Origin of the sequence: Collinsella sp. AM34-10, assembly GCF_003469185.1 — a bacterium.
Lineage (GTDB): Bacteria > Actinomycetota > Coriobacteriia > Coriobacteriales > Coriobacteriaceae > Collinsella.
Genome location: NZ_QSIL01000003.1, coordinates 1 through 24,314 on the forward strand (window position 1 = coordinate 1; position 24,314 = coordinate 24,314).

Annotated in this window: 19 protein-coding genes; all 19 read left to right on the forward strand. The window is 59.6% G+C overall.

The genetic code is table 11. The features are described 5' to 3' along the window. Positions 1–152 precede the first annotated feature (152 nt). The 19 genes from argF to ftsZ all read left to right on the forward strand — a co-directional run bounded on the left by argF (position 153) and on the right by ftsZ (position 24,144). Positions 153–1,148, forward strand: a complete 996-nt coding sequence (argF, locus tag DW823_RS03370) for an ornithine carbamoyltransferase (RefSeq protein WP_006234279.1) — start codon at positions 153–155, stop codon at positions 1,146–1,148. A gap of 137 nt (positions 1,149–1,285) precedes the next feature. Then, a complete protein-coding gene (locus DW823_RS03375) occupies positions 1,286–2,773 on the forward strand; it encodes a YfcC family protein (protein WP_369831688.1) in 1,488 nt (495 codons plus the stop codon). Positions 2,774–3,327: 554 nt separating this feature from the next. Next, positions 3,328–4,809 (forward strand): DUF1846 domain-containing protein, encoded by a 1,482-nt coding sequence (locus tag DW823_RS03380; RefSeq protein WP_022094206.1) that lies wholly within the window; start codon positions 3,328–3,330, stop codon positions 4,807–4,809. A 256-nt stretch (positions 4,810–5,065) separates the two neighbouring features. Then, entirely contained in the window at positions 5,066–5,401 is a 336-nt protein-coding gene (locus DW823_RS03385; RefSeq protein ID WP_118080324.1) for a hypothetical protein, read from the forward strand. A gap of 177 nt (positions 5,402–5,578) precedes the next feature. Beyond that, positions 5,579–7,240 carry a CTP synthase gene (locus DW823_RS03390; protein WP_118080326.1) on the forward strand — a complete coding sequence of 554 codons (1,662 nt, stop codon included), beginning with the start codon at positions 5,579–5,581 and terminating at the stop codon, positions 7,238–7,240. Between the two features lie 95 nt (positions 7,241–7,335). Then, the gene (locus DW823_RS03395; protein WP_369831689.1) at positions 7,336–8,184 is read left to right on the forward strand and encodes a site-specific tyrosine recombinase; all 849 of its coding nucleotides are present in this window, start codon (positions 7,336–7,338) and stop codon (positions 8,182–8,184) included. A 461-nt stretch (positions 8,185–8,645) separates the two neighbouring features. After that, positions 8,646–9,080, forward strand: a complete 435-nt coding sequence (locus DW823_RS03400; RefSeq protein WP_006234269.1) for a division/cell wall cluster transcriptional repressor MraZ — start codon at positions 8,646–8,648, stop codon at positions 9,078–9,080. Positions 9,081–9,100: 20 nt separating this feature from the next. Continuing rightward, positions 9,101–10,066 carry a 16S rRNA (cytosine(1402)-N(4))-methyltransferase RsmH gene (gene rsmH / locus DW823_RS03405; protein WP_117840379.1) on the forward strand — a complete coding sequence of 322 codons (966 nt, stop codon included), beginning with the start codon at positions 9,101–9,103 and terminating at the stop codon, positions 10,064–10,066. Between the two features lie 90 nt (positions 10,067–10,156). Further along, complete coding sequence (locus tag DW823_RS03410) at positions 10,157–10,627, forward strand: hypothetical protein (RefSeq protein WP_118080330.1); 471 nt, start codon at positions 10,157–10,159, stop codon at positions 10,625–10,627. A 261-nt stretch (positions 10,628–10,888) separates the two neighbouring features. Then, a complete protein-coding gene (locus DW823_RS03415) occupies positions 10,889–12,511 on the forward strand; it encodes a penicillin-binding protein 2 (RefSeq protein WP_118080332.1) in 1,623 nt (540 codons plus the stop codon). A gap of 123 nt (positions 12,512–12,634) precedes the next feature. Further along, entirely contained in the window at positions 12,635–14,059 is a 1,425-nt protein-coding gene (gene murF, locus DW823_RS03420) for a UDP-N-acetylmuramoyl-tripeptide--D-alanyl-D-alanine ligase (protein WP_118080335.1), read from the forward strand. 3 nt (positions 14,060–14,062) lie between these two features. Then, positions 14,063–15,082: a phospho-N-acetylmuramoyl-pentapeptide-transferase gene (gene mraY, locus DW823_RS03425; RefSeq protein WP_118080337.1), complete on the forward strand. Its 1,020-nt coding sequence runs from the start codon at positions 14,063–14,065 to the stop codon at positions 15,080–15,082. A gap of 9 nt (positions 15,083–15,091) precedes the next feature. Further along, positions 15,092–16,498 carry a UDP-N-acetylmuramoyl-L-alanine--D-glutamate ligase gene (gene murD, locus DW823_RS03430; RefSeq protein ID WP_118080339.1) on the forward strand — a complete coding sequence of 469 codons (1,407 nt, stop codon included), beginning with the start codon at positions 15,092–15,094 and terminating at the stop codon, positions 16,496–16,498. A 9-nt stretch (positions 16,499–16,507) separates the two neighbouring features. After that, entirely contained in the window at positions 16,508–18,028 is a 1,521-nt protein-coding gene (gene ftsW, locus DW823_RS03435; RefSeq protein ID WP_147350644.1) for a putative lipid II flippase FtsW, read from the forward strand. Further along, positions 18,018–19,133: an undecaprenyldiphospho-muramoylpentapeptide beta-N-acetylglucosaminyltransferase gene (gene murG, locus DW823_RS03440; protein ID WP_118080343.1), complete on the forward strand. Its 1,116-nt coding sequence runs from the start codon at positions 18,018–18,020 to the stop codon at positions 19,131–19,133. The genes ftsW and murG overlap by 11 nt, the downstream gene beginning before the upstream one ends. A 97-nt stretch (positions 19,134–19,230) precedes the next feature. Further along, a complete protein-coding gene (gene murC, locus DW823_RS03445; protein WP_118080345.1) occupies positions 19,231–20,649 on the forward strand; it encodes a UDP-N-acetylmuramate--L-alanine ligase in 1,419 nt (472 codons plus the stop codon). 5 nt (positions 20,650–20,654) lie between these two features. After that, positions 20,655–21,566, forward strand: coding sequence for a UDP-N-acetylmuramate dehydrogenase (murB, locus tag DW823_RS03450; RefSeq protein ID WP_118080347.1), 912 nt, complete (start codon positions 20,655–20,657; stop codon positions 21,564–21,566). Positions 21,567–21,828: 262 nt separating this feature from the next. Continuing rightward, positions 21,829–22,791, forward strand: a complete 963-nt coding sequence (locus DW823_RS03455; protein ID WP_233542974.1) for a cell division protein FtsQ/DivIB — start codon at positions 21,829–21,831, stop codon at positions 22,789–22,791. A gap of 198 nt (positions 22,792–22,989) precedes the next feature. Then, a complete protein-coding gene (gene ftsZ / locus DW823_RS03460; protein WP_118080350.1) occupies positions 22,990–24,144 on the forward strand; it encodes a cell division protein FtsZ in 1,155 nt (384 codons plus the stop codon). Positions 24,145–24,314: the final 170 nt, after the last annotated feature.

Below are 24,314 nucleotides of genomic sequence, written 5' to 3' on the forward strand. Positions count from 1 at the left end.
CGGCCCGCGCTGCATGAGCATGCCCTTCTGGCGCGAGGACCTCTAAGTCTTTCCGTTTCCGGTGCGGTCCCCCTACAACCGCACCGGTTTCGCCCGTCAAACGGGCAACACTAATTACTTACGTAATTCATTTCTTCGAAAGGAAACGAACCATGGGTGTTAACCTCTCCGGCCGTAGCTTCCTCAAGCTCCTCGACCTCACCACCGAGGAGATCGAGTACCTGCTCAAGCTCTCCAAGAACTTCAAGGACATGAAGCGCGCTGGCGTTCCGCACCGCTATCTCGAGGGCAAGAACATCGTTCTGCTCTTCCAGAAGACCTCCACTCGTACCCGCTGCGCCTTCGAGGTCGGCGGCATGGATCTGGGCATGGGTGTCACCTACCTCGATCCGGGTTCGTCGCAGATGGGCAAGAAGGAGTCCATCGAGGACACCGCCCGCGTTCTCGGCCGCATGTATGACGGCATCGAGTTCCGTGGCTTTGCCCAGGACGATGTCGAGGAGCTCGCTGCTAAGTCCGGCGTGCCCGTGTGGAACGGCCTGACCACTGAGTGGCATCCCACCCAGATGCTCGCCGACATCCTGACCGTCCAGGAGAACTTCAACTACGACATCAAGGGCAAGACCCTCGTCTTCATGGGCGACTGCAAGAACAACGTTGCTCGCTCCCTCATGGTTGTCTGCTCCAAGCTTGGCATGAACTTCGTGGCCTGCGGCCCCGAGGAGTGCATGCCCGCTGACGACGTCATCGAGGCCTGCAAGCCCATCGCCGAGGCCAACGGCTGCACCATCAAGCTGACCACCGACGTCAAGGACGGCGTCACCGGTGCCGACGTTATCTACACCGACGTGTGGGTCTCCATGGGCGAGCCTGACGAGGTCTGGGCCGAGCGCATCGCTCAGCTCACCCCGTATCGTGTCACCTCCGAGGTCATGGCTATGGCCAACCCGGGTGCCATCTTCCTGCACTGCCTGCCCAGCTTCCACGACACCAACACCACGATTGGCGCCGAGAAGTGCGAGCAGTTCGGCATCACCGAGCAGGAGGTCACCGACGAGGTCTTCGAGAGCCCCGCTTCCAAGGTCTTCGACGAGGCCGAGAACCGCATGCACACCATCAAGGCCGTCATGTACGCCACGCTCAAGTAAGTGCATCTAGCATCTCGCTCGGGGTGTATTGTTGAACACCCCGAGCGGCTTTATCTGGTAAAAATCTCGATCGAGCGGCAGGCACGGCACGGAAGAGCCGCTTCGGGCGAGATCAGTAAATGATTTATGAAGGGGGGATGAGAACTATGACTGAGACCGCTAAGAAAAAGCGCGGTATGCCTTCATCGTTCACCATTCTTCTTGCTCTGCTGGCAATTGTTGCAGTGATTACCGTTATCGTCTCCGGCACGTCCGGCGGCGCGGTTACTGCCGCCCGTCTGAGCGATTTCTGCACCGCCCCGATCAAGGGCTTCGCTGACGCTCTGCCCGTCTGCCTCTTCGTTATGATCCTCGGCGGCTTCCTCGGTATGATGACCGAGACCGGCGCCCTGGACAACGGCATCGCCGTCCTGGTGCAGAAGCTTAAGGGTAACGAGATCATGCTCATTCCCGTGCTGATGCTCATCTTCTCCCTCGGTGGTACCACCTATGGTATGTGCGAGGAGACCGTTCCCTTCTACGCCCTGCTTGCCGCTACCATGATGGCCGCTGGCTTCGACCCGATGGTCGGTGCCGCCACCGTCCTGCTCGGCGCTGGCTGCGGCTGCCTGGGCTCCACGGTTAACCCGTTCGCCGTCGGCGCTGCCGTCGACGCTCTGACCGGCGTTGGCATTGAGGTCAACCAGTCCATCATCATCGGCCTCGGTGCCGTCCTGTGGATTGTTACCACTGCCATGTCCATCTTCTTCGTCATGAGCTATGCCAAGAAGGTCAAGGCTGACAAGGGTTCCACCATCCTGTCGATGCAGGAGCTCAAGGACGCCGAAGAGGCTCACGGCAAGGCTGCTTCCGAGGTTCACAATGAGGTCAAGCTCACTGGTCGTCAGAAGGGTGTTCTGATCGCCTTTGCCTTCACCTTCGTCGTCATGATCGTCGGCTTCATTCCGCTGGCCGACCTCAACGAGGGCGTCGCCAACTTCTTCGACGCTGGCGCTGTCTACGACGCCGACGGTAACGCCGTCGTCCAGGGCTGGTCTGCCCTGATCACCGGCCTGCCCATTGGTCAGTGGTACTTCGACGAGGCTTCCACCTGGTTCTTCCTCATGGCCGTCCTGATCGGTATCATCGGTGGCCTGTCCGAGAAGCAGATCGTTAACACCTTCATCACCGGCGCTGCCGACATGATGTCCGTTGTTCTCGTCATCGCCCTCGCCCGTGGTATCTCCGTCCTCATGGCTAACACCGGCCTCGACGTCTACGTCCTCGACGCTGCCGCCAATGCTCTGGCTGGCCTGTCCGGCGTGATCTTCGCTCCCATGAGCTTCCTGGTCTACTTCGGCCTGTCCTTCCTGATCCCCTCGACCTCTGGTATGGCTACCGTCTCCATGCCTATCATGGGACCGCTGGCTGTTAAGCTCGGCTTCTCGCCCGAGGTCATGGTCATGATCTTCTCCTCTGCCATCGGCGTTGTGAACCTGTTCACCCCGACCTCCGGCGCCATCATGGGCGGTCTCGCCCTGGCCAAGATCGAGTGGACGACCTGGCTCAAGTTTGCCCTTAAGCTCATCGTCGCTCTCTCCGTCGTCTGCGCCATCATCCTGACCGTCGCTTGCGTGATGCTCTAAGTACCCAACGGGTACCCCACGGAAACCTTGACGATCCTGTAAAGGATCACCTGGTCATCGTCTGTCCGGTGGGGTCAACCCACCGGTAGACTCCTACCTTTAGCCCCCTCCCGTTCCGTGCGCGGGAGGGGGCGCTTTTTTGTTCCGCGGTTTTACCAAACCGCGGAACCGGTCGACGCTGCAAACCCGCCAGAGCGGCAATCTGACGTTCAATCGTCGGGCATGGCCAAAAGGCCTATGCCCTCCTCTTTCACGTCACCTTGCTCGCTCTGACGGGCTTTCGCTGACTTATGCTCCACCTGCGACGTTCCCCTTGTTGGTGCAGGGGGAAGCTTGCTCGCTCTGGTGCCCGTTCGCTGGCTTCAGCTCTGCCTGCGACGTTTTCATTGTTGGTGCTGAGTGACTTGTTCCCCGTTCCAAACGAGCTGCCCCGGGTCCCCGGTGGTTGTGGTGAGCGTGTTTGGTTGGTGCCTGTTGATGGTCTGGGTATCGGGGAGGGCGGGCTCCGTTATAATCGCCTAGGACATTAAATGGAAACGGGACGGGAGCCACACATGCGCCAGGGTTTCGACAATGCGAAGTACATCGAGCTGCAGGCTGCTCACATTAAGGAGCGCATCTCGCAGTTTGGTGGCAAGCTCTATTTGGAGTTTGGCGGCAAGCTGTTTGACGACTATCATGCGAGTCGCGTGCTGCCGGGTTTTGAGCCGGACAGCAAGTTCCGCATGCTCAAGAGCATTGCCGACGACGTCGAGGTCATCATCGCAATCAATGCAAACCATATCGAGAAGAACAAGGCCCGTGGCGACCTGGGCATTACCTATGACGAGGACGTCTTGCGCCTGGTCGACCTGTTCCGCGGCAACGGTTTTGCTGTCGCGGCCGTGGTTATCACGCAGTATGCCGGTCAGCCCGCTGCCGACGTCTTCCGCAATCGTCTGAATGCACTCGGCATTCCCGCCAAGCTGCACTATCCCATTGAGGGCTATCCGCACGACGTCGATCTGATCGTTTCTGACGAAGGCTACGGCAAGAACGAGTTCGTCGAGACCACGCGTCCGCTCGTTGTCGTGACGGCGCCCGGCCCTGGCTCGGGCAAGCTCGCCACCTGCCTCTCACAGCTGTATCACGAGCATAAGCACGGCACCGCCGCCGGTTATGCCAAGTTTGAGACCTTCCCGGTCTGGAATCTTCCCCTGACGCATCCGGTCAATATTGCCTACGAGGCCGCCACGGCGGACCTCGACGATGCCAACATCATCGATTCCTTTCACCTTGAGGCCTACAACAAGACCACGGTCAACTACAACCGCGACGTCGAGGCCTTCCCGGTGGTCCGTGCCCTGATGGAAAAGATCCTAGGCAAGAGCCCCTACCAGAGTCCCACGGACATGGGCGTCAATATGGTCGGCTTTGCCATCACCGATGACGATGCCTGCCGCGACGCTTCCAAGATGGAGATCGTCCGCCGCTACTTTACCGCGGTCGAAAATGTGCGCCGTACCGGCGTGGGCGATGAGCAAGTCGACCGTCTCAAGATTATTATGAAGAAGGCCGGCATCGATAAGAACTACTCACCGGCGCGCTCGGCGGCCTTAACCAGGGAGCAACTGACGGGTGGTCCCGTGGGCGCCATGGTCATGCCGGACGGTTCCGTGGTGACCGGTAAGACCTCCACGCGCCTGGGCGCCGCAAGTTCGCTCATTATGAACGCTCTCAAGCATGTTTCGGGCGTCGACCTTGAGCTTGAAGTCATCAGCGACGAGGCGATCGAGCCCATCAGCAAGCTCAAGACGCATTTCCTGGGCAGCAAAAACCCGCGCCTTCACACCGACGAGACGCTTATGGCGCTGTCGATCACCTCGGCTACGAGCGAGACGGCCGCTCGTGTCCTTTCGGGCCTGGAGCAGCTGCGCGGTTGCGATGCCTTCTTTAGCGTGATTATCTCGCCGACGGACGAGACGGTGTTGCGTAAACTGGGCATCAACGTGTGCTGCGAGCCCAAGTTTGAGCGTCGTGGTTTCTTCCATCGCTAAGTTTGAAGTACCGCGGTAATTGCATCGCCTTTTGGCCGTATCGGGTTAGCGCCCGGTACGGCTTTTTGATCAATAAAGCGTCTATTTCGGCGAAAAATAGCCGTTTACCTGCCTAAAAACAATTTGGGCGGTATACAATAATCGTAACTGTTTCATCCTTAGCGGGATGCCGCATGATGGATATTACCTGCCATCGTGAGGTGTGTCGGTCGTGCACGGCGCGCTGGATGCTCGTGCTCGGTTAGAGGAGGCTGCCATGGCGGGCAAGGGTCGTGCGAGTGTCAACGATATGAAGCGTGTCGAAGTGCTGGTGTTGATGGAGATTGCCCAGCAATCCGAAAGTGGCGGGACATATGGCTTCTCGCGCAAAACGCTTGCGGAGCACGTTGGGGTGTCTCCGTATCGAGCCCGCGCCGCAATTGAGCGCTTGGATTCTGACGGTTTGATCGAGGTCGTTTCGCGTTATAGCGAGGATGGCGGCCAGCTTGCAAATGGTATTTGCCTTACCGAGCGTGGCGGGTGGTATCTGAAAGGCATCCGCGCGGGTATGCTCGTTCGGGATATGCTCAGGGACGAGCTTGCCGATCGGTAGCGATCTGCCGCCTAAGTTGTTGCTACGCCGCTCGGGTCCCGGGCGGCGTTTTGTTTCGAGATGGAGAAATGCAAGCACTTTGGTGAAAAATGGCGAACTGCTTCTTTCTCGAGTATTACAATGAAGACCCGTAAGATGTGTATGGACAACTTCTACGGGAAGCGCAGGTAATTCAATATGACTAAGCATGTGTTTGTGACCGGCGGCGTGGTTTCGTCTTTGGGCAAGGGCATTACCGCGGCATCGCTGGGCCGTTTGCTCAAGTCGCGCGGCTACAAGGTGACGATGCAGAAGGCCGACCCGTATCTGAACGTCGACCCCGGTACCATGAGCCCGTTCCAGCACGGTGAGGTCTTTGTGACCGAGGACGGCTACGAGTCCGATCTGGACCTGGGCCACTACGAGCGTTTTATTGACGAGAACCTGACCCGCGATTCTAACTTTACGACGGGCGCCATTTACAAGAGCCTGATTGCCCGCGAGCGTCGCGGTGACTTTTTGGGCGGTACCGTCCAGGTGATCCCGCATGTCACCAATGCTATCAAGGACAAATTCCGCCGCATTGAGGAGCAGACTGGCTCCGACGTTGTCATTACCGAGCTGGGTGGCACGATCGGCGACATCGAGTCGCAGCCGTTCGTGGAGGCTATCCGCCAGTACCGCAAGGAGGCCGGTCCCGAGAACGTCTGCTACATCCACGTATCGCTCGTTCCCTATATCGCCGCCGCCCACGAGGTTAAGACCAAGCCCACGCAGCACTCCGTCAAGGAGCTGCGCAGCTTTGGTATCCAGCCGGACATCATTGTGCTGCGCTCCGATCACCATATTGATGACGCTATCCGCGGCAAGATCGCGAGTTTCTGCGACGTCGACACCGACTGTGTCTTTACCAACGAGGATTGCGCGAGCATTTACGACGTGCCGCAGCTGCTCGCGGAGCAGGACTTTGACCTGCGCATTTGCGAGCGCCTTGGCCTCGATCCGCGCGAGCGCGATATGAGCGCATGGAATGAGTTCCTGCGCAAGCAAAACCATGCCAACCATCACGCCGATAAGGTTAAGGTTGCCGTCGTGGGAAAGTACACCCAGCTTCCCGATGCATATCTGTCGGTTATCGAGGCCCTGCATCACGCGGGCGTTTTCTACGATCGTCACGTAGATGTGCAGCTGGTCGATGGTGAGAGCCTCGATGCCGAAAACGTCAATGAGGTTCTGGGCGACGCATCGGGCATCCTGGTTCCCGGCGGCTTTGGCAAGCGCGCCCTGGAGGGCAAGATCCTTGCTGCCGAGTTTGCTCGCGAGCACAAGATTCCGTATCTGGGCATTTGCCTGGGTATGCAGGTTGCCGTGTGCGAGTTCGCCCGCAACGTTGTCGGCCTTGCCGGTGCCAGCTCCTCCGAGTTTGATCCGGACGGTCCGTTTAGCGTAATCGACCTGATGAGCTCGCAGGAGGACGTGACCGAGAAGGGCGGCACCATGCGCCTGGGCGCCTATCCGTGCAAGCTCGCTGCCGATACCCTCGCGCGTGAGGCGTATGGCGAGGAGCTTGTCTACGAGCGCCACCGTCACCGTTTTGAGTTCAACAATGCCTTCCGCGATCAGCTCGAGGACGCCGGTCTTGTCATCTCGGGTCTTTCGCCTGATGAGCGTCTGGTCGAGATGGTCGAGCTGCCGCGCGATGTGCACCCGTGGTTCGTGGCCACCCAGGCTCACCCCGAGTTTAAGAGCCGCCCCACCAATCCTCAGCCGCTATTCCGAGAGTTCGTGCGTGCCTCGATTGGCCAGCATGAGGGCGTCGATCGCCTGCAGGTGACGCCCATGAATCGTTCGACGGACTAAGGTTGCCGGCGAACCGGGAACATATCGGAGAAGCTCCTTCGCCGCTCGCTGTGGCGGCGGGGGAGTTTCTTGATTACCTTGCAGTCGAGCGGGGCTTGGCGCGTAACACGATTGCCGCCTATCGCCGAGACCTGACGACCTACTGTGCCTATCTGGAGCGGACGGGCATTGCGTCCTTTGAGGACGTGAGTCGGCGGGTCATTGAGGACTTTATCGCCGATCGGCGCGATGGGGGCTATTCCGATGCCTCGGTGGAGCGCGCGCTCGCTGCCGTCAAAGGCCTGCATGCCTTTTTGGTGCGCGATGGGGCCGTGACCCAAAATCCTACGGCGGCGTTGCGTTTGCCAAAAAAGGCCGAGCGCCTGCCGGAGTGCCTTTCGGTGGAGGATGTTTCGGCATTGCTCGACCAGGATTTTCCGGATGGTGAGATGGGTCTGCGCGATCGCGCTATCTTGGAAGTGCTGTATGGGTGCGGCCTGCGCGTGAGCGAGCTGGTGGGGCTCGATGTGAGTGATATCCATGCCGATGACGGCTTTGTGCTGGTTCGCGGCAAGGGCTCCAAGGAGCGTCTGGTCCCTTTGGTGGGAAGCGCGGCGCGTGCCCTGACGCACTATATATGTGATGGGCGCCGACTTCTGGCGGCTCATGCTCGTGGGACAGAGACGCCGGCGGTCTTTTTAAACAAGAACGGCGGGCGTCTGTCGCGTCAGGGTGTTCACGTCATATGCGAGCGCTACGGACGCCAGGTGGGGTTGGTGGGACTCCATCCGCACACGTTGCGCCATTCCTTTGCCACCCATATGCTCGCGGGCGGCGCGGACCTTCGCGTGCTGCAGGAGATCTTGGGACACGCCGATATATCGACGACGCAGGTCTACACGCATGTCGATCGTACGCAGCTGACTGAGGTTTACCTGGCGGCCCACCCGCTGGCACATCGCTAATACGCTGCTGAGCTGCGATTACATGCTATCCGAGGACGGACCCCCGATTGCTGGAACGTGCTGTTGCGCACGTTTTGGCAATCGGGGGTCCGTCCCATTTTGCGCCACCGGCCAATGGCGCGGCGGGGTGCACATGCCGCGCGTGGGAGAGTTTGGGGGCGATGTGAACGGGATGTAAAGGGACGTAAAAATCGCCTCAAGGTCAACTTGAAGGTTGAGGTTGAAAGGCGGGGTGCTACAGGTGGCATCCCGCCTTTGCGTTAAACACAACATATTGTGTTTTCGAACATATGCTCGGGGGTGGCGCCCAATAGTTAGGGGGTGGAGTGGTGGGGTAGGGTGGGGGAAGGGGTGGGGAAAGGTGTTGAAAAATGGGGCAGTTCCCCATATTATTAATGACGTCGACAGGCGGGGTGGTTCCCCGCGTACGTGCCATCTGAGTAACCGAGGGGAGGGCGCACATGGGAATGACTGGTGCATACGAGCGCAATCTCGATGCAAAAGGTCGTCTGTCCCTGCCTGCACCCCTTCGCGAGGAACTTGGAGAGCACGTTCGCGTGTTCAAAGCCCTGGATGTCGATGCTCTGTACGTGTTCTCTGCCGAGGCCTTCGATAAGTGGGTCGAAGGACTCTTCGCGGGTCGTGAGGGCCACGAGGGTTTTAACCCGCGTGACATCAACGACCAGAAGCTCATGAGGGCGATCAACAAGCGCACCACGTCGATGGATGTGGACAGCGCCGGTCGTATCGGTCTTTCTGAGTCTCTCCGCAAGCAGGCGAACCTTGACCGCGAGGTCACGGTTGTGGGCAACTACGACCACCTTGAGGTTTGGGACCGCGCCGCGGCCGATGAGGACGATGACGACGAGGCTCTGCTTGACCTCTTCTTCTCGTAAGGGCAAGGCACAAGTAACGGATGGAGCGTGGGATCTTGACACAAGAATATCGGCATGAACCTGTCATGCTCGGCGAAGTGCTTGAGTCGCTGCAGCTCAAGAGCGGCTCCGTTGTCTGCGATTGCACCCTTGGCGGTGCCGGTCATTCGGTAAAGATGGCCGCGCAGGTGGGGGAGACGGGCCTTTTGCTCGGCGTCGATCAGGACGACATGGCCCTCGAGGCCGCTGGCGCCCGTCTGGACCGCGAGGTTCCCGGCGTCCCGCACCAGCTGCTGAAGGGCAACTTCGGCGACTTGGACGAGCTGCTTTGCTCGGCCGAGGTGCCCGGGGTCGATGGCTTCCTGTTTGACTTGGGCGTTTCGTCACCGCAACTCGATATCCCTGGCAGGGGCTTTTCGTATAACGAAGATGCCCCATTGGACATGCGGATGGATCCGGGTAACAACACCCTAAACGCAGCTGAGGTCATCAACACCTATAACGAACACGACCTCGCCCGGATTCTACGCGTCTATGGCGAAGAGAAGTTCGCCTCGCAGATTGCGCGCGAGATCGTGCGCCGTCGCGAGCAAGAACCGATCGAAACCACCGGTCAATTTGTCGAGATCATCAAGGCTGGCATTCCGGCTGCCGCTCGTCGGCATGGTGGACACCCGGCCAAGAAGAGCTTCCAGGCCATTCGCATCGAGGTCAACCACGAGCTCGATGTGCTCGAGAGGGGGCTTGACGCCGCCACCAGGTGGCTCAACCCGGGCGGACGCATCTGCGTCATCTCGTATCACTCGCTCGAGGACCGTATCGTAAAGAACCACTTTAAGGAGATGAGCCAGGGGTGCACGTGTCCGCCGGAGATTCCGGTGTGCGTGTGCGGCAACGTGCCGATACTCAAGGTCATCACCCGCAAACCCTTGGTTGCCCAACCCGATGAGGTCGCGCGCAACCCTCGGGCGAGATCAGCCAAAATCCGCGTGGCGCAGCGCCTGTAGGCGCGACCGCGCGAAATTGGACCTCCCGCTCGCACCATAAACGAAGCTTAAACACACTACCAACGTACTCGGGATGGGAGGCGGCATATCATGGGCTATAACACCTCAAACGCAGCACTCGCCTATGATATGAACGCCATGCCCGCCTACCGCGAGGCACCGCAGGCGCCCGTTGCCCCTCGTGAGCAACGCACGCCGCGTTTTGATGTCTACACGGGCGCGGGCCGTCAGGCAAACCAGGCGGTAAGCCCGGTTTTCATGAGCGTTCTTAAAACGGTTTGCATCATTGCGGCTGTCTTCATGACGATCGGTGTCGCGCGCGTGGCGCTTGCCGGTGTTACGGCCCAGGTGCTTAACGGCAACGCAGAGCTTACCAACACGCTCGAGAAGGCGACCGACGAGAGTTCTAACCTTGAGGTCATGCATTCGGTCTATGGTGCCGACACGCGTATTCGCGATCTTGCGGGCGCCTATGGCATGGTGGAGCCCAGCGAGAGCGTTACGCTTGACTTTTCGCAGGATGCAGCCGCGGGCGCTAGCTCGACTGCGGCCGCTCAGTAAATAAGACGGTAGCTGAGTATGACAAATGACTATCGCCGCGGTTCCGACGGGGACCACGGGTCTGGACGTCCCTCCTCGCGGGGACGTTCTGGTTATCAAGGAACGGGTCGGCCATCTTACAACGCGGGGCCGTCCTATGGCAACGACCCTGCGTCGCGTCTTCGTGGTTCGGGCGGACCTCGGGTGCGCAATACGGGCGCGCGCAAGGGGTCGTCGTCTGAATGGGTTACGGGAACGCCGCTGCCTCGCCGCGATGTCGTTATGGGCTGTATCGGGGTTGGCCTTGCCGCGGGCGTCTTCCGTCTTGCCGAATACCAGATCGTGAATGCTGACAAGCTGCGCGAGCGCGCGGACGCGCGTCGTCTGCTTTCACAGACGCTCTATGCCAAACGTGGCACTATCTACGACCGCAACGGCAACGTGCTGACGTCGTCAGTCGAATGCCGCAATGTCGCCGTGAACCCTCAGCTTGTCGAGGACGTCGACAAGACGGTCTCGGCGCTGGTCAAGGCCACCGGTATCGATAAAAAGACCTGTCGCAAGCTGGTACTGTCTGATGGTTCCTGGGTGTATATCAAGCGCCAGGTCGACGAGGATGACGCTGCCGCCCTGGAAAAGAAGAATCTACCCGGCGTGCTCTTTGAGCAGGCGATGAAGCGGGTTTACCCGTATGGAAACCTGGCTTCTCAGGTGCTGGGCGTCGTGAACGTGGACAACGCTGGCCTGACTGGACTCGAAAAACAATACGATGAGCTTCTGACCGGAACGAATGGCTCTCTTGTGCGCGAGCGCGCAAGAGATGGCGGCTACATCGCGGGCGGTGCCTATAAAAAGGCTGCCGCGATTGATGGCGTGGATATCGTGACGACGATCGACGTCAACATTCAGCGCGCCGCGGAAGATGCCTTGGCCGAGGCGGTCGAGAAGACGAAGGCCAAAAACGGGTCGGCCCTGGTGACCGACCCGACGACTGGAGAGATCCTGGCCGCCTGCTCGTATCCGACCTACGACCAGACCAATTTGGAAAACGCCAAGACCGAGGACATGAACCTTCGTCTGGTGACGGATGCCTACGAGCCCGGCTCGGTCTTTAAGACGCTGGTTGCGGGCGCCGGATTTGATTTGGGCGTTGTGCGCCCGAGCACATCGTTTGAGGTTCCCGCGAGTATCAAGGTGGGCGACGATACCGTTACCGATGCCGACAAGCGTGACTACACCATGACAATGGACGTACGCGAGATGATGCGCCGTTCGTCCAATGTCGGTTTTGTCCTGGTGGGGCGCAAGATCGGTGCCGATGATTTTGCCACCTATGTGGACAAGTGGGGTATCGGTCATAGCTCCGGTGTCGATTTTCCGGGTGAGAGTCTGGGCATCGTCAAGGAGCGCGACCAGTACGATGGTGCCACCTTGGGTGCTATGAGCTTTGGCCAGGCGCTGTCCGTCTCGCCGATTGAGGTCGCACGTGCCGTGGGCGGCATCGCGAACGGCGGCGTGATGATGACTCCGCACTTCTATAAGTCGAGCAAGGGCGATGAAAAGGATTGGGGCGAGGGGGATCGCGCGATTTCCGAGGAGGCCGCCTCGCAGGTGACATCGTGTATGCAGACGGTCGTTGCCGAGGGAACGGGCGTTGGCGGCGCGGTGGACGGCTACGACGTGGCGGGCAAGACAGGTACGGCCGAGCGCGCCGATGAGAACGGCGGCTACCTCAAAGAGAACTACATGTCGTCTTTTATGGGGTTTGCCCCGGCGCAGTCGCCCAAGGTCCTGTGCTATATCACCCTTGACGGAACCCCGTCAGGCTCCGATGCCGCCGCAGTGCCGTTCCAGTCCATTATGGCCAGTGCGCTTGACGTGTTGGGTGTCCCGCGCACCAAGTAGGGGGTTACTATCTATGAAATGGCCAGTCGGTTAATCCGGGTTGTTCACACGCCCTGCACCACGCGTAGGCGGCGCTGGGATACAATACGCCGATAGCATTATTAGGTTTACAGGGGAGCTGCAATGATAGAGATCGCCGTCAACAATCTCGCGGCCGCAACAGGGGCCCGAACCGTGACGGGAGAAGCCGATCGGGTATGCCGCGGTTGCGTTATCGACTCGCGCCAGGTTGAGGAGGGCACGATATTCGTCGCCTTCCCGGGTGAAAAGGTCGACGGCAACGACTTTGCTTCCCGTGCCATCGAGTTGGGTGCCGGCGCCGTAGTGATGACGCGCGAGCCCGATGCCGAGCTGCTTTCGCTGGCCCATGAGAAGGGCTGCGCCATCCTGCATACCGATGACCCCGAGGAGTTTTTGCTGCGCCTGGCTCACGCTTATCGTTTGGAGCTTGGCTGCCTGGTAATTGGCATTACCGGCTCTATCGGCAAGACAACGACCAAGGACGTGCTCGCCGCGGTGCTCGCCAAGCGCTATCGCGTTTGGGCAACCAAGGGTAACTACAACAACCTGATCGGTATGCCGCTCACGGTGCTGGCGGCCCCTGCCGACACCGAGGTTCTGGTGCTCGAGATGGGCATGAACCATTTCCACGAGATTGAGCGCATGTCTCAGTCCGCCAATCCCAACCTTGCCATTGTGACCAAGATCGGCACCTCCCATATCGGTATTCTGGGCAGTCGCGAGAATATCGCTCGTGCCAAATCCGAGATTGTTGGCGGCATGTGCGCCGCCGGAGACCTTCTCCCGTTGCTGGTTTTGGGTGGTGAGGACGACTTTACTCCGTTCATCCGCGACACCTTTGCCGCGCCTGCGGGCGTCGACGTGATGCTTGCGGGCGTCTCGGACGACGATGAGGTCCGTGCGTGCGACATTCGCATTGATGACGAGGGGCGCCCGGTCTTTACGCTCGATTTTGGCTTGGGCGAGACTATCGACACACTGCTTGCCATTCCCGGCGCGCAGTCCGTTCCCAATGCCGTCAAGGCCGCGGCGGTTGCCTATCGTCTTGGCGTGACGCCCGAGCAGATCGATGCCGCCTTTAGGGGTCTTACGATTACCGGGCATCGCCAGGAAATCAAGCGCGCCAAGAGCGGCGCTCGCGTCATCGACGACTCATATAACGCCAGTGCCGAATCGATGGCAGCCGGCCTCGACCTGCTGTGTTCGCTTTCGTGCACGGGTTCGCGCATGGCGGTTCTGGGCGAGATGGGCGAGATGGGCGACGAGGCTCCTCGCATGCATGAGCTGGTGGGCGCCTATGCGGCGGCCAAGAAGCTCGATATGCTCGCATGTGTCGGCGGTGAGCTTGCCCAGCGTATGGCCGAGGCCGCGCGCATGATGGGTATGGATGAGGACCGCATTCAGGTGTTCTCCGACTATCAGCAGGTGCTCGACCGTATGGGCGGCGCTCTTGAGCAGCATGATGTCGTGCTGGTCAAGGGCTCACGCTTCGTTGAGCTCGATCGCTTTGTGGAAGGTGTGTGCTAGTCCATGTTCGGCAATCCTTCGTATCCTACGTACCAGGCATTTTTGGGGTTGGGCATCGCCGCCGTCATCGCGATGCTGCTTATGCCGTGGTGGATTAAGCTCCTGAAGGTCGAGGGCATCGGCCAGCAGGTTCGCGCCGATGGCCCCAAGCGCCATCTGATTAAGCAGGGCACGCCCACTATGGGCGGCGTCATCATCCTGGTCGCCGTTTCGCTGACGTGCCTTTTGATGGGTAAGCTCACCACCGAGCTCGTGCTTGTGCTGCTCGCCACGCTGGCAACCGGCGTTCTTGGCCTCATCGACGACCTGACTTCTGTCACGCACGGCCGCTCGCTCGGCCTGACGCCTCACGCCAAGATGATTGGCCTTACCCTCATCTGCGTTACCTTTACCGTGCTTGCTGTCAACTGGTGCGGCGTCGCCCCCGAGATTCGTTTCCCCGGTGGCCTGACGATCGACCTTGGTGTGCTCTCGACCACCATTTGCGGCCTCTCTTTTCCGTGGCTCTACCTTGTCTTTTGCTGGCTGATGATCGCGGGCCTTTCCAACGCCGTAAACCTCACCGACGGCTTGGACGGTCTTGCCGGCGGCACCTCCATGATCGCCATGCTGGCCATGGCCGCCATGGCGTTTTTGCACGGCGATGTGAACCTGTCCATCTTCTGCACGGCGTGCGCCGGCGCCTGCCTGGGCTTTTTGTGGTTCAACTGCTATCCGGCGAGCATCTTTATGGGCGATACCGGCTCGCTTGCCCTGGGTGCCGCTTTTGCCTGCACCTCCATCATGACCAACACCGAAGTCGTTTCCCTCATCATCGGCGGTCTGTTTATCGTCGAGACCCTGTCGGTCATGATCCAGGTTGTCTATTTCCACTTTACGCACAAGCGCGTCTTCCTTATGGCGCCCATTCATCATCATTTCGAAAAGAAGGGCTGGGCCGAGACCAAGGTCGTCATCCGTTTTTGGATTGTCGCCGCGGCCTTCGGAGCCCTGGGCCTCGCGTTGTTCTTCCAGTTGGGATAGTGGTCTTTCATGCCTCTTGCTGATGTCTTTAGCCTGCTCGTTTTGGGCCAGGGTAAGTCCGGTCTTGATGTCGCTCGCTGGGCGCTTGCACATCCCGAGCGTGTGAGTGCCGTTACCGTTTACGGTGGCGGCACGTCCGAGCCCAACGATGCCACGCGCTCGCTCGAGGCGCACGGGGCATCGTTTGTCTACGGAACCGAGCAGGTCGAGGGCGCGTTTGATGTATGCGTGACGTGTCCGGGCATCTCGGAGTTCTCGGCATTCTTTAAGGCTGGCCGTGATCACGCTGCCCAGATTATGGGTGAGCCCGAGTTTGCCTACCGTCTGTCTCCCCAAAATTGGATTGCCATTACGGGCACCAACGGCAAGACGACAACCACGTCACTGACCGATTACCTGCTTAAGGCAGCGGGCGAGGCGAGCGTTGCTGTCGGCAACATTGGCGAGCCTCCGGTGAACGAGATCGATGGCCGTGCGCATAACGAGTGGTTTGTGGCGGAGCTTTCGAGCTATCAGATCGCAACGACCCAGGAGCTTCACCCCCGTGTGGCGGTGCTGCTCAACATTACCCCCGACCATCTGGGCTGGCATAAGAGCCATAAGAACTATGCGCTCGCCAAGATTAAGCTCTTCGAGAATATGGTCGACGATGACCTGGTGATTGTTGACGTCGAGGATGCCGGTATCCACGAGTTCGATGAGTACATCTATGTTCCGGGCCGTCGCATCTGCAAGGTTGCTTTTGACGAGCCTGCGGGCGAGGACGCCGCATTTGTGCGCGATGGCAAGATGGTCGTTCGTCTGAAGGGCGTCGAGACCCCGCTCGTCAATACGTCCGAGCTTAAGATTTCGGGCCATCACAATGTAATCAATGCCCTGTGTGCTGCCACGGCGGCCCTGACGGTCGGCGCCGATGTTGACGGTGTGTGTCGCGGCCTGGTCTCGTTCCAGCCGCTGGAGCACCGCGTTGAGCCCTGTGGCGAGATCGATGGCGTGCGCTATGTCAACGATTCCAAGGCAACGAACACCGATGCGGTCGAAAAGGCCTTGACGGCGTTTCCCGATGACGATGTGATCTTGCTGCTCGGCGGTCACGATAAGGGCACGCCGCTCGATTCCTTTGCCCGCGTTGTGATGGATAACGTTCGCTCGGTGGTCTGCTTTGGCGACGCGTGCGAGCGCTTTACCGCCGCTATGGACGAGGCGGATGTCGACGGTGATGTCGATATCGCTCAGGCCGACGACCTGCGCGATGCCGTGGACGTTGCCCGTTCGCTCTCGAGCCGCGGCGATGTGATCTTACTGTCGCCCGCCTGCTCTTCGTTCGATGAGTTCTCGGGCTACGAGGAGCGCGGTCGCGTGTTTAAGGACTATGTGGCCCAGCTTGCAGCTGCGTCCAATACGCAAATGGAATAGGGGTTGCCGGTGAGAGAGGAGAGCCCCCGACAGAATATGAGGAGGCCCGACTCGGACCGTGCTTCCTCGCAGTGCATCACGCCGCGCGCCGGTCGTCGCACGCAGGGCATCGGCGAACGTTATATCGCCGGCGTCCCCGCACGTATCATGCGACCCCGCCTGGTCTTTTTGACCTGCCTGTTCTCGCTGGTCTGTTTTGGCCTGCTTATGGTGTACTCGGCTTCTTCAGTCGAGGCGCTTCACGAGAACGACTCCGCGACCTACTTTTTGTTCCGGCAGTTTATGTTCACTGTCGTCGGTGTTGCTGCCCTCGAGTTCATCGCGCGCGTTGCACCCGATAGCTGGTTTGGCGAAGGGGCGCTTAAACTTGCCCTTATCGCTATGATGATCTTGCTGCTTGCGGTGTTCCTCTTTGGTAGCGGCAGCCGTGGCGCTACGCGCTGGCTGAGCATTGCCGGCATTCAGTTTCAGCCATCGGAGTTTCTCAAGCCGTTTGCCATTGCCTATTCTGCCATCATGCTCGATCGCGTGTTTTCGCCCGGCGGTAACATCAATGAGTTCCTTAAGGGCATGGGCTTAAATTTGGGCATATCGCTCGTCTTGATTTTTATTCAGCCCGACTTTGGCACCATCCTGATTATTCTGTTGACGATCATGTGCATGGCGCTCTTTGCCGGCCTTGACCCAAAATTCATTATCGGTGCGATTCTTGCTGGCGTCGTCATCATCGTGATCGCTCTTGTCGTCGAGCCGTACCGTATGGTGCGCATTCAGGTTCTCTTGAACCCTTGGGCAGATGAATATGGAGACGGGTATCAGGCAACGCTTGCCATTATGGCGTTTGCTTCGGGTGGACTGTTCGGTCGCGGTATCGGCAACTCAACCATGAAGTACTCGTATTTGCCCGAGGCGCACAATGACTACATCCTGGCCATCATTGGCGAGGAAGTTGGCTTTTTGGGGACGCTGCTGTTATTCTTGGTGTTTGCGATGCTGATCTACTCGGCGTTTCGAATCGCCGAGCAGGCTACCGATCGTCGCGGGGCGCTCATGGCTTCGGGCTCTGCGGTTATCCTCGCGGTGCAGTTTTTGATCAACGCGCTGGGTATTCTCAACGTGTTTCCCATGACGGGTAAGCCGCTGCCGTTTATCAGCTATGGCGGCTCGTCGATTATCGTGTCGCTCATGCTCGCCGGGCTTATCTTGCGCGTTTCGCACGAGAGCGCTCGACGCGATGAATACGATCGTCGCCGAGATAGTTTTGCCGTTATGGACGAAAGCACTGCCGGTGTTCCCCATGCGCGTGGGGAGCGCTCATCGCGTGGCGGTTTTACCGTCTTGAACGGTTTTGCTTCGGAGTCGGATGCCCGTCCCCGGCCGCGCTCTGCGCCGCAGGGTCGCCCGCAACGACCGGCACCGCGCAATACGGGTGGCGGATATAATCGAATCGACTTGAATTCGGACCCGTCGGCGCGCTTGCGCACCGACGACCAGGGGCCGCGCGTACGAAGGGACTACCATGACCGATAAGATGACCGTTGCTATCGCAGCCGGCGGCACGGCGGGACATATCAACCCCGCACTCGCCTTGGCCGAGGAGCTACGTGACCGTGGCCACCACGTTGTGTTTGTGGGTCAGTCGCATAAGCTCGAGGGTCGTCTGGTTCCCGAGGCAGGGTTCGATTTTGTGCCGATTACGGTTACGGGCTTCGACCGCTCTCGCCCTTGGACGGCATTGAGCTCGCTGTGGCGTGTCTATAAGGCGAAGCGCACGCTCGGCAGCCATTTTTCTAAAGCCTGCAAGCCCGATGTCGCTATAGGTTTTGGCGCCTATGTCGAGGTCCCGCTTCTGGACTGGTGCAAAGACGCGGGCATTCCGTATCTGCTGCACGAACAGAACTCCGTTCCGGGCCTTGCTAACAAGATGATGAGTTCGCATGCCGCCCGCGTTTGCATCTCGGTGCCGGCAGCACGTTCCGTGTTTGAGCGCGAGGGCGATCCTGACCATGTGCTCATGACCGGCAACCCCGTGCGCCGTTCTGTGATCGAGGGGGATCGGGTTCGCGGTCGCAGGGCTCTCGACGTGCCTGAGGACGCCACACTCCTGCTGGTTTTTGGCGGCTCACTTGGTGCTCAACATCTTAATGAGCGCGTGGCTTCGCTTAAAAACGAGTTGCTCTCGCGCGATAATCTCTATGTTTTGCATTCGACGGGCGCCGATGGCTTCGAGGACACCGAGCGTGCTCTTGCCCTGATGCCCGAGGAGGCGAAGCGGTACCGCGTCCAGCCCTACATTGACAATATGGGCGATATGCTGGCCGCGGCCGATTTGGTCCTCTCGCGCTCGGGCGCTTCGAGCGTTGCCGAGATCGCGGCCCTTGCCACACCTTCGGTACTGGTGCCGTATCCTCATGCGACGGCCGATCATCAGACCACCAATGCCCGCTATCTGGTCGATGCCGGTGCTGGCGTGCTCTGCGCCGATGCCGATATCGATACCCAGGCGTTTGCCGATGAGCTGCTGCATCTTATCGATGATGCGCAGGCGCGCGATGCCATGCGCCAGGCGGCTCGCGGTTTGGCCCAGGACCGCGCTGCCGTCCTTTTGGCAGACGCGGTAGAAGGATTGCGTTAGTTAGACGGGATATCGCGGGCCGCCCTCGCGCGGATGCGGTAGGTGCGGTACAGTAGACGGGTTACAGGCAGTGTTTACGCAAGGAGTACACGAGCACATGGCTGATTCCCAGACTGCAACCTCCGCGCCCGATTTCAAGAGCGCCCATTTTATCGGTATCGGTGGCGCCGGCATGAGCGGCATCGCCCTCGTCCTTCACGAGCGCGGCTATGTCGTTACCGGCTCCGACCTTAAGACGTCGCGCTATATTCGCCAGCTTACCCGCGCCGGCGTGAAGGTGCATGTGGGCCATGAGGCCGCCACCATCGACGAGGTCAAGCCCGACGTCGTCGTGGTCTCTACCGCTATTCCCGAGTCCAACCCCGAGCTCGTCCGTGCGCGCGAGCTGGGTATTCCCGTGTGGCCTCGCGCCAAGATGCTCTCGGCTCTGGGCCACGGCTACACCACCGTCGCCGTCGCCGGTACTCATGGCAAGACCACGACCTCTTCGATGTGTGCCACCATGCTCGACCGCATGGGTCTGGACCCCAGCTTCCTGATCGGTGGCATTGTCGAGGGCTACGATACCAACGGCAAGAACGGCTCGGGCGACTATTTTGTCGCCGAGGCGGATGAGTCCGACAGCTCCTTCCTGTTCCTTAACCCCAATGTGGTCATCGTGACCAACGTCGAGGCCGACCATCTCGATCATTACTCGGGTATCGAGGAGATCGAGGCCACCTTCGCCAAGTTTATGAGTCTGGTGGGCGAGGACGGCACGGTCATCGTCTGTGGCGAGGACCCGCATCTGGTCGAGCTTGCCAAGTCGACGGGCCGTCATGTGCTTTCCTATGGCTTTGCCGAGACCAACGACATCGTCTGCGTGCATCCGGATGTCAAGGGCATCCAGAGCGACTTTATCGTTCGCTTTGAGGACGGCACCGAGCACGCTGTCGAGATTAAGAGCAACCCCGGTCGTCACAACATGCTCAACGCCACGGCCGTATTGACCGTCGCCCATGTCCTAGGCCTCGATATCGACGCCGCCGCTAAGGCACTTTCGAGTTTTGAAGGCGTCCGCCGTCGCTTTACCCACGTGGGCGATATCGACGGCATCACGGTGGTTGACGATTACGGCCATCATCCCACCGAGATCAAGGCGACGCTCGCTGCTGCCTCTTCGCTGGGCTACAAACATGTCGACGTCGTGTTCCAGCCGCACCGCTATTCGCGCCTGCAGGCTCTGTGCGATGACTTTGCCGACGCATTCGCCAATGCTGACAAGCTGCTGTTGATTGACGTGTTCTCTGCCGGCGAGATGCCCATCCCGGGCGTCACGTCCAAGATGCTTGCCGATACCGTGCGCGCCAAGCATCCCGGCAAGGAGGTCGTGTACTGCTCGAGCCGTCTTGAGCTCAATGAGGAGCTCGAGAAGATGGTGGGCGAGGGCGATCTGCTGCTTACCATGGGCGCCGGCGACGTCACGACGGTCGGCCCCGAGTTCATCGAGTATCTGACTGCCAAGAAAGACGCTTAAACCCCATGGGTCTGTTTAACGCCGTCATGGCGCTTTCGGGCATGATCGATACGGACATAATTGAGGATGAACGCCTCGCGCGCCATACGAGCTATCGTATCGGCGGCAAGGCGGACCTCTTTGTGACGTGTCACAGCTATCATGCCTTGCGTCGCGCCGTGGCGGTGCTCGATCGTGAGCAGGTGCCGTGGGTCATTATCGGCAAGGGATCTAATCTGCTTGTTGCCGATGCAGGCTATCGCGGCGCCGTCATTTCGTTGGGGCGTGAGTTCCAGCGTACGGTTGTCGCCGAAGACGGTTGTACGCTGACGGTCGGTGCGGGCGTGATATTCGCTCGCCTAGTCAACGACGCGCTGTCGCGCAGCCTTTCGGGCCTTGAGTTTGCGGTCGGTATTCCCGGCTCCGTTGGCGGCGCCGTGTCCATGAATGCCGGCACGCGAACCGAGTGGATTGGCTCGCTGGTCGAAGATGTCGTTACGTTTGACCCGAGCTCCGGCATCAAACATTACGCGGGCTCGGAGATCGCTTGGGGCTACCGTGAATGCAGCCTGCCGCGTAACGAGATCATTCTGGAGTGCGTGCTCAAGCTCAAACCTGCGCCCAAGGCCGATATCCGTGAACGTATGGAGCGGTACCTGACGCGGCGTAAGCGCACACAGCCCATGGGCTGTGCATCCTGCGGGTCGGTATTTCGCAACCCGCCCGATGCGAGCGTGGGCAAGCTTATCGAGGATTGTGGATTAAAGGGTTTTTCGGTTGGCGGCGCGGAAGTTTCGCCCGTACACGCTAATTTTATCGTTAATAACGGAACCGCCTCGGCCGATGACGTGGCCGCGGTTATCAGACATGTGCACGGAAAGGTGAGGGAGGCGTATGGCATCGAGCTCAGACCGGAAGTTAAATTCCTCGGCTTCTAGAGCATCGAAACCAACCTTCCGCCGCGCCGGAGGGCGTTCCGGCGCACCGTCTCAGCCTCAACGTAAATCCGTTATGCCTTCTAAGCCTGCTGGGTCCGTGCGGCCTGCCAAGCGTTCGACTGCCGGTTCGCAGCTTGGCGGACGCCCCGCGGCCAAAAATGTTGCTCGTCCGGTGGCACGTCCCTCGGTGACGCCCAAACCGGCGATGGGCGCCATACCTTCTCGCCCCATAGCGTCGCCCAAGCCCTCGTTGGGGGCAAAGGTGACGCGTCCCGGTCGCGCGCTGGGTGCATCTAAGCCACGTATGCTGACGTCGGTGTCGGCCTCCGCAAAACCGCAATCGGGCAAAAAGGGCTCTAATCCGTTGTCATCGATCGGCGCCCTGGCAAATCATGCGGCGGGTGCCGCTTCTGCCGTTAAGGGCAAGGGCAAAATCGCGGGCGGCATCCTTGCCGCTCTGGCAGCGCTTGCAGTCGTTGCCGTCGTCGTCATTAACTCTGGCCTGTTCGCCGCTACCGATATTCAGATCCAGGGCAGCGAGCATGTGACCAAGCACGATGCCATCCAGCTGATCGATCTGCCCGAGAACACGTCGCTGTTCAATGTGAATCCCGACCAGATCACCGAGGGCCTTAAGCAAAATCCGTGGGTCTCGGGCGTGGATGTCCAACGTCAATTTCCCCATACGCTCATCATCACGCCGACGGAACGCAAAGTTATCGCAATCGCCTACATTAGCTCCGACGATCTTGCCTGGGCGATCGGGGACGATGACACATGGATTGCACCACTGTCTACCTCGGTCGATGTTGACGACCAGGGCAATGTCATCACAACGGGGGAGGGTGCCAACACCCTAAACGGTATCGATGCCGCCCTGGCACTCGCTAAACATTACGGTGCCGTGCTGTTGACCGATGTCTCGGCCGATGTCGCACCGGTTTCGGGGCAAGCCGTAAATTCCAAGGCCGTCAAGGCCGGCCTGGATTACGTCCGCGGTTTCTCGAGCGAGTTCCTGGGCCAGGTCAAGGATATTTCCACGCCCTCGGTCGAGGCCATCTCGGCGAATCTCGATAACGGTATCGAGGTGTCGCTCGGAGATTCGGACGACATTGCCAAAAAGGAGCGTATCGTGACCAAGCTGCTTTCGCAGGTGGAGGGCGTGACGTATATCAACGTTCGATCTCCTGGCAACTATACGTTTAGGAACGCACCGACCTCGTAGCGTTTTCTCGCCTTTGTTGACGGGGCATACCGCGCCGTTTATCTGGTTTGTTTGGTTTTCACCGTCAATTATTTGACTGATACGTTCATAATGTGCAAACATAATACGGTTTACCTTTGCATTTACTTTCAACTTGAAGGTTAATGTGCGCAGGGGTCAACCCATGCTATGGCAATAACCTTTGTTCGGAGGACCGACATGCACGAGACAGAGATCAACAACTACCTTGCCGTCATTAAGGTGGTCGGCGTCGGCGGCGGCGGTACCAACGCGGTCAATCGAATGATCGAAGAGGGTATCCGCGGCGTCGAGTTTGTTGCCATCAACACCGATGCTCAGGCACTCGCGATCTCTGATGCCGATATCAAGGTGCACATCGGCACCGACCTGACCCGCGGCCTGGGCGCTGGCGCCAACCCCGAGGTCGGCCGTAAGGCCGCCGATGAGTCCCGCGACGACATCGCCGAGGCGCTCGCTGGCGCCGATATGGTGTTCATCACCTGCGGCGAGGGCGGCGGCACCGGTACCGGCGCTGCCCCCATCGTTGCCGATATCGCGATGAACGAGGTCGGCGCGCTGACCGTCGCCGTCGTGACCAAGCCCTTTACGTTTGAGGGCCGCAAGCGCAAGAAGAGCGCCGAAGAAGGCATTAAGACGCTTTCCGACTGCGTCGACACCATGATCGTTATCCCTAACGACAAGCTGCTCGACATCGCCGAGAAGAAGACCACCATGCTTGAGGCCTTCGCAATCGCCGATGGCGTCCTTTCCCAGGGCACCCAGGGCATCACCGACCTCATCACCGTCCCCGGTATCATCAACCTGGACTTCGCCGATGTTAAGACCATCATGAAGCAGGCCGGTACCGCCATGATGGGTATCGGTACCGCTTCTGGGGACACCCGTGCCGTCGACGCTGCCCAGCAGGCTATTTCCAGCCCGCTGCTCGAGAGCTCCATCGATGGCGCTACGCGCGTCCTGCTTTCCATTGCCGGTTCCAAGGACCTGGGTATTCAGGAGATCAGCGACGCTGCCGACGTTGTCGCCAACGCCGTCGACCCCGAGGCCAACATCATCTTCGGTACCGTTGTCGACGAGTCCCTGGGCGATCAGGTGCGTATTACCGTCATCGCTACGGGCTTCTCCGACTCCAACGTCAACCGTCAGGACGAGCTCTTCGCTGCACAGCAGTCCCAGAGCAAGGCCGCTGCTTCTACCGAGCCGCAGCGCACCGCTCCTGCCACGAGCCCGGCTCAGGCTGCCCCGACTCGCAACGTCGGTGGTACCGAGCTCCCCAACTTTGGCAACGACCAGTTTGAGCTTCCTGACTTCCTCAAGCGCGGCAGCTTCTAGTTCGTTTTTCTCAGCGACCTGTATGGGGTGCGTCCGATTGGGCGCACCCTTTTTGTTGTGTTTTGCCTTTGTAAACGAAAGCCTCCAATCTCCTTACGTTCCCCTTACGTTTAGCCCCTACCGCTGCGGGTATCCTTTTGATGAAGTATGGCAGCCGTGTGGCACGGACT